The organism is Winogradskyella luteola, assembly GCF_019203985.1.
In the GTDB taxonomy this organism is placed as follows: domain Bacteria; phylum Bacteroidota; class Bacteroidia; order Flavobacteriales; family Flavobacteriaceae; genus Winogradskyella; species Winogradskyella luteola.
In genome coordinates, this window is record NZ_JAGSPD010000005.1 from 113,190 (window position 1) to 126,773 (window position 13,584).

The window sequence follows — 13,584 nt, forward strand, 5'->3', positions numbered from 1 at the left end:
TTTTTAGTTATTTAACGCTTAGATATTAACAAAATTTGTTGATATCTACCTTGACGCTTTTTTTAGAGGGTTTTTGCTATAATGGTTAAAGTCCAATCGCTTCCTGTAAATCTTAATTGCTGTGTATATGGCTTGCTTAAAAGAACTTTCGTCTGCTTGCCCTTTTCCTGCAATTTCGTATGCCGTACCATGGTCTGGTGACGTCCTCACCTTATCTAAGCCAGCCGTATAATTTACACCTTGCCCAAATGCTATGGTCTTAAAAGGTATTAAGCCTTGATCGTGGTATGACGCAATAATCGCATCAAACTTTGTATATGTGTTGGAGCCAAAAAAACTATCCGCAGAATATGGGCCATAAACTAAATGTCCTTCGGATTTTATTTTTTCTAACGTTGGTTTTAAAACCTTATCGTCCTCGTTACCTATGACGCCATTATCACCAGCATGAGGATTTATCGCTAAAACAGCAATTTTTGGTTTACTTATCCCGAAGTCTTGCTTTAAGGAGGTAATTACTGTGGTTGTTTTTTCCCTTATCAGTTCTTCAGTAATATGATTTGCTGCATCTTTTAATGGTACGTGATCCGTTAACAAACCTACACGAAGGTTTTCGGATACCATAAACATTAAACTCTTTCCATTAAGTATTTTAGCTAAATAATCCGTATGGCCAGGGAATTTAAACTTATCTGATTGAATATTGTGCTTATTTATTGGAGCAGTAACCAAAACATCTATTTTTCCATCTTTTAGTGCCTTGGTAGCAGCTTCGAGAGATTTAATTGCGTATTCCCCAATTTTTGGGTCTTCCTTGCCAAACTCAATTTTAACAGGTTCTCTCCAAACATTGACTACATTTACTTTTCCATGAGCCAATTTATCTGGTGTATCAATGTTAAAAAAATTAATCTTACTCTTAAAATGATTTTTGAAAAACTGCATGGTTTTACCCGAAGCAAAAATAACAGGTGTGTTTAAGTCCAATACCCTTGGGTCTTCATAAGTTTTGATTATAATTTCTGGTCCAATACCATTAAGGTCGCCAACAGAAATACCAACAACAACTTTTTCTTCCTTCTTCATAATAAGTGATTATCCTATTTTTTTATTAAAATTGATAATTGAGTTAAGTTGTGTGCTTAACTTTGCAAATGCAAATTTAACCAAATAAAGCAGATATAATGTTTACAGGTATCATTGAAGATTTAGGAACTATAGAAAAGCTTGAAAAAGATGGAGGAAACCTTCATATTACAGTTAAGAATTCTATTGCTTCAGAATTAAAGGTTGATCAGAGTGTGGCACATAACGGAGTATGTTTAACTGTTGTAAAAACTAATGGAAATATTTATACAGTTACAGCCATACAGGAAACATTAGATAAAACCAATATGGGTTTACTTTCTACAGGTGATCTTGTAAACATTGAACGTGCTATGAAACTGGGTGATCGCTTAGATGGCCATATCGTACAAGGGCACGTGGATCAAACTGCAGAATGTATTTCTATTGCCGAAGATGATGGTAGTTGGTTATTTACTTTTGAGTATGATAAGCATCTCAACAACATTACCATAGAAAAAGGATCTATCACAGTAAATGGTGTTAGCTTAACGGTTATAAATTCAAAATTAAATCAATTTTCTGTAGCCATAATTCCATTTACTTACGAGCATACCACATTTAAAGCTTTAACTTTGGGAGATAAAGTCAACCTAGAATTTGATGTCATTGGGAAATATGTGAAACGCTTAAATGATTTGCGACACTAAGCATTTTTTCTCGAAAACTTATAAGCCTTATAGATTCCAAGACTCAAGGCCAAAAAGAACAGCAGTATTATCCCATTATCAATAGGAAGCCCTGGTGGTGGTGGTGGCATTGGTGGAGGAGGAGTGCTTCCTTGGGCCATGGAGATTAAGCCTAAGAAAAAAAATATGGTTGAGGCAAATATTTTTATATGCTTCATATTATCAATTAAGGGTGTGTAAAAGTAAAAAAAAAACTCAGCTAGCAAAATAGATGTAATTAAAAAAAATCCTTGAACGGTAAATATTATCGACGAAATGTATAAAACTAGGGAAGAAAATCACATTTCCTACAAAATATAACACAAATATAATATTAATAGTTATTTATAACGCTTAATTTGCTGCAATATTTGTTTAAGATAAAAAATAGGTGTCCTCTTAAATGACTACCCAACCGACCCAATAAATATAAGCCCTAATTATCCTAAGACACTGCTCAACTTAAACATAGGCAAATACATAGCGATTAAAATCACACCAACCAATACACCAACAATCATAATAATAACAGGCTCCAACAAGGTTGAAAGTAGTTTGGATTTTTGTTGTACCTGCGTGTTGTATTGCATGTTCAGCCGCTGAAATATAAACTCATTTTGGTTGGTTTCTTCGGCTACTTTAACTAGCGCAACCATCTTGTCATCAAATAGTTGGTGCTGTTTTAAGCTATCACTTAAAGATTTTCCTTTTAAAATATCTTGTTCTACTCCTTCCAATGCTTTTTGTAAAGGATAAAAGCTAATCATCTGCTTTACAAGTTGAATACTGTTGACCACAGGAACTTTAGATGCCGTTAACAAACTAACCGCTTGTGTAAATTGCGATAGATATACGGTTTTTACAAATTCGCCAACAAAAGGCAATCTCATAACAAGTTTATCTTTTGTCTTTTTATACCATAGTTTTTTGTTAAAAAAAGCTCTTGAAAACAATAAAACGAAAAGTCCTATCAACGCTAACGAACCATAGCTCTTTATAAATTCTGAACAATTGATGATAAATTTTGTAATTGCTGGCAATTCTACTTTTTGCTGCTCAAAAATATCTTGAAACATGGGCACCACATACTGGAGCATGAAGATGACAACCAATACGGCAGTAGCTAATATAATCATGGGGTAAGTTAATGCACTAATTAAATTACGTCTTTGCTCATTCTTTCTGGCATAAAATTCACCCAATTGCCTTGTAACCTCCATCAATGTGCCGGTTTCTTCCCCTATTTTTAGCGAATAATATTCATACTCAGAAAATTCTTTGTGGTTTCTTAAGGCTTCGGATAAGCTTGAGCCAGAGACTATAGCCTTTGAAATATTTTGCAGTTTTTCTTTCTGAGGTTTCTTTTTTAAGGCACTTTCAATGAGTTCCAACCCATCTTTTAGTGTAATACCCGCTTTTAACAAGACGCTTAATTCAGTATAAAAATCTTCTTTTATTTTATTGGAAAAACTATTACCAAAGAGTGTGATTTCCTTTTGCAAAAAAGATGTTTTATCAGAACTTTTGTTTTGCTGTTTTTTAACACTTTTTATGTTGTCTAGTTGAAATCCCATTAGTTCATATATGCTGCCGCCGCATTTTTCTTAAAGATAAATAATTCTCGGTTTTGGTCGGTTTTGGTTGTTCTTAATTTTAGAGCATCTACTTTATTGGTTGTTGATATTGTCCCGTTAAAATAAAATGTCTTTATCTCTAAAGGGATCGAAAAAGTATCTTGCTCTTTAATGATAAGCTCTTTTGAAAAAGTGTACGATATCGAATCCATTTCATGTTTTAAAACCAATTGGCTTTTTAAGGTATTAAAACGAATGTCAGAATAACGGCTAAAGTCTAACCACAAACTGGTTTCCAACTTCTGCAATTCTAAATTCCTATTATAATTTACTTGAATTGCTTGCATTTGCTTTTGTACCAAACCCAATACCGAAAATGCCAGCCCCACCACAATACTAGTAAGAATAAGTACTACAATGATTTCGCTTAAGGTAAATGCTTGTATTTTTTTATCAGTTTTCACTTTGGGTTATAGTAATAGTTTTATCAGTTTTTGGATTTAAAGCTTCAAATTCAATGTAAAATTGATTGTTTTCTTTATAACGGTCTATGCTTATTTCCCAGTTCTGAAAGGTTTCCGAATAAGGTAATCGAAGTTGCTCATGCTGATGCAAGTACTGCAACTCGTTAAGATGATTGTCTATGGCTTGTGTACTATTTCTTATGGTATTAGAAAATAAGTTGTTTAATATCATGCTTGCCATTACAAATATTAAAACAATAAGTACGGTCGCTACAAGTGTTTCCATTAACGTAGAACCTTTTAATCTATACTTAAGATTTAATTTTTTCAATACAGCCATTTTAACACACACTTTTTCGGGTTGTTTATCAGTAGTCCTGCATACTGCTTTGGCAATTCATCTACAATTATAGTCCCATTATAAATATGGTTTTGGTATACCGATCCTGCTTGATTTGCAATAAAATTGTCCGTGTAAACTGACCCATAGACCATACCTTGCAACTCGGTATTTTGATTGTTATATAACTCCCCATAAATCACAGTATTTTCCTTGATTTGTAGTTGCGATTTGTAGTTGTTGGATTTTTCCTGGCCTAAGAACACAACCGAGCCTTTGATCACAGAATTTTCATTGATGGTAATTAAATGATGTTCTTCTTTAGAACTGATGGAGCTTTCATCCGTTTGCGTGTTTGGTTTTTCATTTACAACCAAAGCTGAAGGATAATTGATTTGCACATGGTCTCCCACTAAAATTTCCTTTGAGGCAATGGCTTGAAAATTCCCCACAACACGCGGCTTTATTTCTATTTTTGGCGCAACAAGGATAACGTCCTTTAATTTTGACGTTGAATGCACAACAATTTTAGATTTAGATTGCACCAAAATATGACCTGTGAGATGAATTGTTCTTAAGTCTATTGAACTGTTGGAAAATACCACCTCTAGGGGTTTTAAAAATGAATTACTGTAATGGCCTCCTTCTTCTACATTCAGAAACCTATTTTGAGGCAAATCTAAGGCGATATATTCTAGTGCCCTTATATTATCAATAACTTCTGAAGACAGTTTTGGTAAAACCGAAGACACCCTTGTTGGCCCAAATATTAGTTTTGAGCCATAATAAGATTGTCCTGATATATATCCTGGCTTTACTCCTTGTCGAGGCAAGTAGGTTAGGCCTTCGATTTTCGTATCACCAACAAGCACCAATGGTTTGTTGTTGTCTTGTATGTATAAAGCCGTACGGTTATTTATAGGCTGTTTAGAACCTATTAACGCAACTTTTTGAAAACGTTTATTTTTAATCTTCGATGTACTTAAGACTTTTTCAAATAGACCCCAAAAATCACGATGTACTTTTAGGGTTTTGTAATCTTCATCATTAAGATCTATACTCGTGGTATCATTAAGTGGGATCGTATTTTCTAAAGTGTAATCAACACCGTAATTGGATTGCTTGGTCAGCTGTATGATAAAATCTGATTGTATTTGAAACTGATTGTGCGTGTGCACCAAAAGTATGAAAGCGGTAAGCAACAACGCAATGACCACAATAATAAACATTGTGAGCTGCAATGCGCCCGCTTTTAACTTTAACCTTAACATGGTTAAATATTTATAGTTTGGTTTTTACCATTAAAGCGAATGACGATTGATTTTTTATTACCGCTGACAAGTTTTACATCATTAACGGTTTCACCTTGTTTCAATAAAAACTGTTTATTATTGATATTGACCACAAACACTTTGGTTTTAGAGTTTTGTTTTTGAATTAAGCCCCCGTAAGTAATGATTGGCATTACTACATTAGATGTTACGGTTTTAACGTTTTTTGTTTGTTTTGGGGTTTGTGCTTTTGTGGATAACGTACCTAAAAATGGATCTCTTTTAACTGTTGTTATAGAAAATGTATCTATAGCTGTTTGTTCTTTGGGATTAAAGGCCATATCAAAATCTTGCATTGTAGTTTGGGGTTGTTCTGGGTTTAAGCCATTTAAAATTTTGTAGGCTACAGTTCCCCAGATGCTCAATACAGCAAAAAGCAATAGATATGTTTTTGTTTTATTCTTCAACGGTAAAACTTTGTGTTGTGTAATTAGTTCCGGAAATAGCATTAGTAGCTTTTACACGCCATTCGTAAGATTGTGCCTCTAAGTTAGAAACCGGGAAATTAGTTGCCGTTGTGCTTTCGTCTTCAATAATTTCGACAGCATTTTCAAAATCTGGAGTTGCAATTTGTATGGTATAGTTATCGGCATTCAAAAGGGCTTCCCAAGAAAAGTTAATCGTATCGGTATCGCCAAAAACTAATCCATCTGCTGGGGCCAGCAATACTACAACCTCATCCGATATGTCCACTGCATCCGTTTCTGAAATTGTAAAACTTTGTGTTGTATATGCAGTTTCGTAATTAGAATTTTCTGCCCTGACACGCCACTGATAATCCCCAGCATCCAAAACTTTTGAAAAACTCGTTGCGGTCAACGTTGTATCTTCTACAATAGTGGTTGCCGTCTCAAAATTTGGCGTAGCGACTTGTAGCTTATATTGTTCTGCGTCCTCAACAGCATTCCATGAAAAATTAATGTTTGTCAACGTCAATGTAGAAGCGTCTGTTGGGGCCAAAACCGTTACCGTTCTGTTGGATATATCCTCAACCTCTATAATCTCTTCACAACCTGTAAGTAGTATAACAATAAGTATGAATTTTAAAAACCGCATAACTAAAATTTAAAATAATCAACGTTCTTTTTAGCACGTTTAGTGTTTCTATAGGTATTATTTGGGCATTTATCTGAGCTTTCTACAATATCTACAATGGTCAATTGGTATTTATCGTTTTCCTGCCAGCAAAAATTTGAAGCTTGATAGGCAAAAACAACACCATCACTAAAAACAAAGCTCGAAAGCACTTGGTTGTTTTTGTAAGCTTTAACAACATGCCGTTTGTTACCATCCTGTTCTAAAAATACGGCATCTGCCTCTAGTAAGGATTTCATTTCTGAATCACTTAACGCCATTGAAACGGCTGAAATGATGTGGGCGTCTTTTTTGTTGCCCAAGTAATTTGTCACACTTGCATTGTCCTTGCTATTCAAAGCCTCTAAAATGGCTACTCGATCTGCAATCTCCAGTTTTAGAAACTTAGGTTTGCTTTCTAGAGAATCTATATAGCTTATGCTTAAAGGTTGTGCTTTTTTATTATTGACCTCAGAAAATGCTTTAAAACTAGATGTGTTAAAGTCTTGTACACTTATACTGATCTTTACCGGCTGTGCAAAAACAGGAATCGCTGTATTGTTATAGTCTTCCTCAAGGACAAATATTTTATTCTCTCCAATAATGCCAAGTTCTACGGACTGAACTGTTTTTGTATGCGCCTCTCTGGCTACGGATATGGATTTGCAACTTTGAAAGCCAAGCAGTATAATTAAAAATAAAAAATAGAATCTCATCAATCTAAATAATTGTAAGTAAATATACTGATTTTTAACAATCCAATAGAGTAGATTTTTAAACTGTTTTAAAAAAGGGAGTCTTTTAAAAATAGCAAAGCCTTCATATGCGTTTTTGACTAAACATAAAGGAAAAACTGGCGCATGAAAAAACTACCTCCTAATGAACCCTTGCTTTTTGCCAAGCTTTGACGGCACTAGTTGCACTTCGACAGGCTCAGTGCAGGAAAACTAGCGGTAGCTGGGGCTTCCACATAAAAAAGCCACCCTTTACAGTAGCTTTAATTCACTTTCATCTAAATAAGTTATTGGTTTTAATTCTTCAAAATAATTTTGTTTTTCAAGTTCTTTGACGGTCTTTTTAATATTCTCTTTCGTAACTTCTTCAACGATAATTAAATTAGATTCTATTTGAAAATAACCATATTCGCTTATTTCTGCTTCAAAATCTTGCTTTAGGCGAACCATATCGTAAACATTCAATTTATAAAATAGATTACCAACTTTTACAATTATATCATTTCTATAACCTTTATGTAAAGATTCTAAATCCATTAATTCATCATCATACAAAGAATATATATTAACCATTTAAAAATCTTTTTTAGTGTGGTACTACTTTTATTTGATTCAATAAATTTTGAAAATCTTTTAGAGGCATTGGCTTTTCAGGAACTATCTCATAATGATTCATTCTCTGACCACGCTGTATAACCTTTAATCCTTTAGGCAGAGAATGTACCCTGTAAGCTCCTCCAAATTTGGATACAGTATTTGGGTCTAAATCCAAAGATACTCCGTGCGTTGTTTTAACATCTCCTGTAGCTTTATCTATTTTTACTTCGTTAGGCTTTACATTAAAACCATTTCCACCTCGATAAACAGGTTTACCACCTACTGTAAATGCTCCACTTGGCGCCAACCCACCACGATATGAATAACTTCTATTTACAACTTGATTAGTGCCCATTCCCGTAGCCCCACTTGCTGTTGTGGTTGCAGTAACCATCCAGTTTATAGTAGCCCAATTCAAATCATGTAGCCTTTGCCTTGCTTCTTGCTTTCTATCATGATAATCACCCATTGTATCCCCTGGGCTCATCCAAAAATGGGTTCGCCCAAAATACCCCTCCATAGTTACAATATGTTGGGTGCCAATACTAACATCATCCAATTGAACAGCACTTGGGTCAAACGCAGCCTGCAAAACATCCATATCGTCTGGACCATTCCATATGGCCTGTCCGTCAGGTATTTTATCAATCCTTAAGCCCTTACATCTATCGGGACAAGCTGAACAACTAGTGCAAGCCCCATCAGGGTCAACAGTTGATATTGGATTATTACCCATTCCAAGATACGGACTAAAGAACTCTCCTGCTGGGTCAACAGTGAGCCACCTACCGATACGTGCGTCCCATAATCTCGCTTCAAAACTATTCCGTCCATTGCCTAGCTCATGCTCTTTTTCGGCAAACTCTCCCTGGTAGCCGTAGCGATAATTCCCTTCCAAATTCCGATTCGGCATTGGCATACCAAAGGGATAATAATCCGTTTTACTGGTTAAAGATAGGGCATTGCTACCACTTTTCATAACCACCGCCCTAACATTGCCCAAATGGTCCGTTAATTGGTAGGCGTATACCCCTTTTTCCCTGTACTTTGGCTCATTGTACATTATGCCCAAACGGCTGGTGCCGTAGACCGGGTATTCCTTGGCATCTAACGGATCGGTCCCGTCTTTTTGGTAAATGGCCATGGGACTGCCCGAGGCGTCCCTTACATAAAATGTTGTACGGACATTCCCATCTGCCGTGTAGGCCTCCTTACGTATACGGTGGCCCCTGTCGTCGTAAAAGAACGCCAGCTTGTCCTCATTGGCTACCTGTAGGTGGATGTTGTCAACTTCTATCGTCTGGAAAATCTTACTGTAGCCCGTTGAAGGCGATAAGTTAGAGCCCCCACCATCATTCGCCACCGTAATCCGTAACTTAACCTTTTGCTTGGTGGGCACAAAGTCCATGTTCACTTCACCTCCGATACGGTTGCAGAACAGGGCGTTGCCCGCTATACTGGCAGTGGCCAATACGGTCTCTGCGCCAGAACTGGAGTATTCTATAACCTCAACAAAGGCATTTGTTATGTTTATGGCTTCGGTTTGGGTCTCCTGCAAAGCATCTGGCCCCGTAGTATTGACCATGCGCAGGGTCTGCTCCTGCAACAACAGTATGTCCAAGCTTAGCTTGTGGTAAGCCTGTGGCACTACGCCAAACCGTGTTGCCGTGCTATAGGTGTCGTTTGCTGAATGGCTATAAAAATTGATCTGGTGCCTGGTATTGTACTGTGAGTCGTTACCCGTATCAAAACCGGTACAGTATTCTGGCAGAGCCACAAGAGGCTGTGGAGCCTCTTCGTTAGACAGAATCCTAAACCTGGTGCACTCTTCATCATTATGGTCTTCTTTCGCATCGGCCTGGTCCGCAAACGAGAGGCGTGCGCTAAGGCCCGTACCACCATCTAAATGCCTAAACCATATCTTGGCAGAACTATAGCCGTTACTACAGGTCACCGTTTCGTAGTCTTCTTCTGCAAGGGTTAAATAACTGTTCGTATCCGTGCCCGAGAATGCCTTAATTTTAGTTACCAGACCCGAAGCATTATACTCGTAGCCTACACCTTCTTGGGCATTGAGCACCATCTGCCCAATGGTGTTATAGGTATAGTTCTCGTTGGTCACTTGGTATTGCACAGTGCCAAAAGGCCCTTCGACAGCCTCGAGCTCTGCTTGGCTCTTAAGGTCGCCATAACGGTTGGGGTCTTGGTTGTCATTTCTGTCCTCCACGGTGGTCAACTGGTTGCTCTGCTCTTTATAGTGATAGTTAAAGGCATCCATAGCGTTATTGCCACTGGCATCGGTATACCCATTTCTGTTCAAGGTTTTTATATTTCCGTTGGCATCGTAAGTGAGGTTGTCTACGTTATAATCTCCTGTTGAAGTCGATGGGCTATTAAACTTAGCCTCTTGTAGCCAATTGTTTTTATTATAGGCATAACTATAGGTACTTGCCCCACTATTTTGGTTTTGCCATTGAATGGCCTGTATGTTACCATTGAACTGATTGGGTGTGGTGGCGCCAATGTTTGTTATTGGGGTTGGTGTGGAAAGGCGCGCATAGTCCCCTTGGTAGTACTGTATACTCATACCAAAAACATCTGCCATAAAGCCATTGTTGCCATCATTGCCCGGATCATTGGACACCGAAAGTGAGGGATGGTTAATGGCCTTTAACTGCCCGTTTAAGTTATAGACATAATCTATGCCTTGGAGGTTTTCGGCCAGCTCGGTTCTTATGAGTAGGCCCGTTTCGTTGTAAATATATGTGGCTTGGTGGTCAAAGTTGTTTCCGTCCACAGAGGTCTCCACCGTGGTTAACTGACCGGCATCGTTGTAGGTGTAACGGTGTATAAACCGCTCCCATATATTGTGCCTTTGGTAATCAACCTCTATCACCTGGCCCGTTATTGGGTGGTATACATAGTCTATGGTCTTTAAACAGTCCATTCCGTGAGGCATTTGAACGAGCCATTTTACCCGGCCATATACATCGTAGCTGTACCATGTGGTATTGGTCTGTGGTTTTAAGGTATAGGTCTTGGAGACATTTCCAGATAAGAATGTCTGTTTGTAGGCCTTTTGCGGTAGGCCGCACTTGGCAAGCCTGTCTCTAAGTTCTAGATCCGGTATATCGTATTCCGTAAAATGCTGCTCATAACAATGGGTATCGTTAAGCCTATCGTTTTCATCGACGAGCCCTTCATTTGGGTTGGCCGGTGGCGGTGCAACGATTTCATCCAATAAAATATAGGGTGCGCCATTTCCCGAATGCTTAAAGAGTGCCTTTGCTACTAGGGTAGGAGAACTTGCTATTGAAGTGGTATAAAACGTGCTTCCGTTGAGTTTATATTGAATTTCGGTGTCTGTACGGTGTATGCTATATTCGCCGTGCGTGGAGAATGATCCAAAATCGCGAATTATTTCTGTGCTATTGCCCAAAAAGTCCGTAGAGCTGGTTGTCAGCAATTCACCGTCTTCCATAATATAGGTATGGTACGTTACCTCGCCAGATGTGGTATTAAACTTTGCAACAAGATTGATCCCATAGGCCATAGGAAAAACATCCTCCGCTACAAAATCGGGGCTTTTATGGCCCTCTACCAGACCCACAATAACATTATAAAAATCCTTGTGACCCAACGCATGAATAACGGATCCCCTGCCGTTGGTGACAGATCCATTTTCCTCCGAACTTAAGTTGGTACTGGTCTCCCCCTCATTGGTTACGGTATCTTCGGCACCGGCCAGTATTGTACCGCCGGTAATACTAGAACCGGGGTCATTGGGGTTATCCGTTATTTCGGGGACCATATTGTTATTATAGTTAGATTTAAATCTTAGGTAGCCTTTGTCCACCAAGGCTTCGTTGGAGGCCAAACTGCTTTGCCATAACGATAGTTCATCTGCATTGCTAACGTAACCTAGACCAGTAATATTTTGCTTATATACAGGTGTAATACTGCCCGATACCCCTTGTGCTATATCGTACGGTGTGGTACCATCAGCAGCCAAGATAATGCCCGATATATATATATCCCCACCACGGTATACACCACTCTCAGTAGGTCTCCCCAAGCGATCATAGTTTGTGTACGAAAATGCTTCGTTGCTCTGTTGCTTAGAATTTTGCGAAAAGCGTATTTGGCCATCTTTTCGGTAAGCAAAGCGTGCATCTCCCTCGTCTATATTTGTTGTGGTCAGCAATTGTCCCAAAGAGTTGTATTTAAACTCGCTTTTAAATTCTTTGCCATTGGGCTGAGTGGATTTTATAAGCCTCCCTGCTTTGTCATAGTAATTTAAACTGTAATCATAGTAATTTTGGCAGTGGTCTACTTTATAGTATTTGCTGTCTAGGTTAAAATAGCCCGGACGTTCGTTGACATCGAAAGAATAGTGTACAGATAATGCTCCAAGACTAACGTAGACCCCATATCGCAGTTCTATTCTATAAAACCCTTCTACGGGTAAGGTATGTGTGCCTGGCGGAACCTCCATAACAACGTCCTCTTCGATAAGGTCATAAATACGGTAATAGATGCCCTCTGGTAAATTGGGATTTGTAGATATATCCTTTGCATAAAGCAATGTTCCGACCTCTTTAGATTTTTGCTCATGGCTCTTTGACACGTTCGAAGGATTGGATTGGTAGTTTGCCACACGCTTTTGGTTAAAACAATCTTGAATGGCCGTATCTGCAAAATCAACGATTTGATCATTTAAAACAAGATCGTTACAATTAGGGTCTGCACCCCCTGAACCTGAGCCCCCAATAGTGCCGTCACCTGAACCTGCACCTCCTGTTGTTGAACTGAACAAACGGATGGATGTGGTACACCCTTTAGAAATATGGATATCTACCCAGCCCTGTTCACCAATGAGCACTTCATTATTTTTTACATCTGTAATCACTCCGGTATGTTCATTTCCGCTTCTCGCTGCCGCCAGAGTATTACCATCACTATCGGAAAATACAACCGTTTCAACACCATGTGCATCTCGGCCTACGGTTTTGGAAACACGCCAATTTCTATACGCAGCACTACCGAATGCAGAAGCAAGACTCAGCTCTTCGCCTGCTTTCATTATAAAACTATAACTTTGTAACCACTCTCCATTGACTTTATTGCCCCCTAATACTTTTTTGACCTTACCAGGGTTAAGTTTACTATAAACGGTACGCGAAAAGGGGTATTCGGTTACATCTTGATAAGGATTGTTGCTATTATTGTTACTGTAATAATACCCCAAGGTATTGCTACTTGTTGCCGATATAGTCCTTGGATTGTCTTCATCCGTTTCAAAATGTGATGAGTTGTAAGGTACATTCTGTCCAAAAAAATCAGTGGTCATTACAAAATTTGGGTTATACTCAAAATCATAGCCATGGGGTGCGCTCAGTGTTTGAAACACGGCCCTCCCTTGTGCGTCATAAAGTACTTGGGAGTTCCATACCTTATCGGTCAACAAATCCCATGATTGGCTTTGTGTGGCTTTGCCCAAAGTATTAAAAAACCCAACACTCTTACCAATGGTTTTGCCCGTAAAGTCATAGTTAATTGAACTGATCCAGTTTGTGTCACCATCAGGTATAGGTGGCTGCTCTTGGGCTTTTAAGATTTGAAAAAACAGCGCCCATAAAGTGATTAATACATGTATGCTTTTATTTTTCATAGTCCC

Annotated in this window: 12 protein-coding genes; 1 reads left to right on the forward strand and 11 read right to left on the reverse strand. The window is 38.3% G+C overall.

The window, feature by feature from the left end:
* Nucleotides 1-45 precede the first annotated feature (45 nt).
* Complete coding sequence (gene pdxA / locus KCG49_RS07675; protein ID WP_218545605.1) at nucleotides 46-1,086, reverse strand: 4-hydroxythreonine-4-phosphate dehydrogenase PdxA; 1,041 nt, start codon at nucleotides 1,084-1,086, stop codon at nucleotides 46-48.
* 98 nt (nucleotides 1,087-1,184) lie between these two features.
* On the opposite strand from pdxA, the gene KCG49_RS07680 reads away from it, so the two are divergent.
* Nucleotides 1,185-1,775 (forward strand): riboflavin synthase, encoded by a 591-nt coding sequence (locus KCG49_RS07680; RefSeq protein ID WP_218545606.1) that lies wholly within the window; start codon nucleotides 1,185-1,187, stop codon nucleotides 1,773-1,775.
* Here the strand turns inward: KCG49_RS07680 and KCG49_RS07685 are convergent.
* The 10 genes from KCG49_RS07685 to KCG49_RS07730 all read right to left on the reverse strand — a co-directional run bounded on the left by KCG49_RS07685 (nucleotide 1,772) and on the right by KCG49_RS07730 (nucleotide 13,578).
* Nucleotides 1,772-1,972 carry a hypothetical protein gene (locus KCG49_RS07685; RefSeq protein ID WP_218545607.1) on the reverse strand — a complete coding sequence of 67 codons (201 nt, stop codon included), beginning with the start codon at nucleotides 1,970-1,972 and terminating at the stop codon, nucleotides 1,772-1,774. The two genes, KCG49_RS07680 and KCG49_RS07685, sit on opposite strands and share 4 nt — an antisense overlap.
* A 261-nt stretch (nucleotides 1,973-2,233) precedes the next feature.
* On the reverse strand, nucleotides 2,234-3,367 hold the full coding sequence (locus tag KCG49_RS07690) for a type II secretion system F family protein (RefSeq protein WP_218545609.1): 1,134 nt from the start codon (nucleotides 3,365-3,367) through the stop codon (nucleotides 2,234-2,236).
* Nucleotides 3,367-3,831, reverse strand: coding sequence for a prepilin-type N-terminal cleavage/methylation domain-containing protein (locus KCG49_RS07695; protein ID WP_218545611.1), 465 nt, complete (start codon nucleotides 3,829-3,831; stop codon nucleotides 3,367-3,369). The genes KCG49_RS07690 and KCG49_RS07695 overlap by 1 nt, the downstream gene beginning before the upstream one ends.
* Nucleotides 3,821-4,171 carry a PulJ/GspJ family protein gene (locus tag KCG49_RS07700; protein ID WP_218545613.1) on the reverse strand — a complete coding sequence of 117 codons (351 nt, stop codon included), beginning with the start codon at nucleotides 4,169-4,171 and terminating at the stop codon, nucleotides 3,821-3,823. The genes KCG49_RS07695 and KCG49_RS07700 overlap by 11 nt, the downstream gene beginning before the upstream one ends.
* Nucleotides 4,159-5,442: a hypothetical protein gene (locus KCG49_RS07705; protein ID WP_218545615.1), complete on the reverse strand. Its 1,284-nt coding sequence runs from the start codon at nucleotides 5,440-5,442 to the stop codon at nucleotides 4,159-4,161. The genes KCG49_RS07700 and KCG49_RS07705 overlap by 13 nt, the downstream gene beginning before the upstream one ends.
* A gap of 2 nt (nucleotides 5,443-5,444) precedes the next feature.
* Nucleotides 5,445-5,909, reverse strand: a complete 465-nt coding sequence (locus KCG49_RS07710) for a hypothetical protein (protein WP_218545617.1) — start codon at nucleotides 5,907-5,909, stop codon at nucleotides 5,445-5,447.
* Nucleotides 5,899-6,558 carry a hypothetical protein gene (locus KCG49_RS07715; RefSeq protein ID WP_218545619.1) on the reverse strand — a complete coding sequence of 220 codons (660 nt, stop codon included), beginning with the start codon at nucleotides 6,556-6,558 and terminating at the stop codon, nucleotides 5,899-5,901. The genes KCG49_RS07710 and KCG49_RS07715 overlap by 11 nt, the downstream gene beginning before the upstream one ends.
* Before the next feature lie 2 nt (nucleotides 6,559-6,560).
* The gene (locus tag KCG49_RS07720; protein WP_218545620.1) at nucleotides 6,561-7,292 is read right to left on the reverse strand and encodes a hypothetical protein; all 732 of its coding nucleotides are present in this window, start codon (nucleotides 7,290-7,292) and stop codon (nucleotides 6,561-6,563) included.
* Between the two features lie 270 nt (nucleotides 7,293-7,562).
* On the reverse strand, nucleotides 7,563-7,883 hold the full coding sequence (locus KCG49_RS07725) for a hypothetical protein (RefSeq protein ID WP_218545621.1): 321 nt from the start codon (nucleotides 7,881-7,883) through the stop codon (nucleotides 7,563-7,565).
* 13 nt (nucleotides 7,884-7,896) lie between these two features.
* Nucleotides 7,897-13,578 (reverse strand): RHS repeat domain-containing protein, encoded by a 5,682-nt coding sequence (locus KCG49_RS07730; protein ID WP_218545622.1) that lies wholly within the window; start codon nucleotides 13,576-13,578, stop codon nucleotides 7,897-7,899.
* Nucleotides 13,579-13,584: the final 6 nt, after the last annotated feature.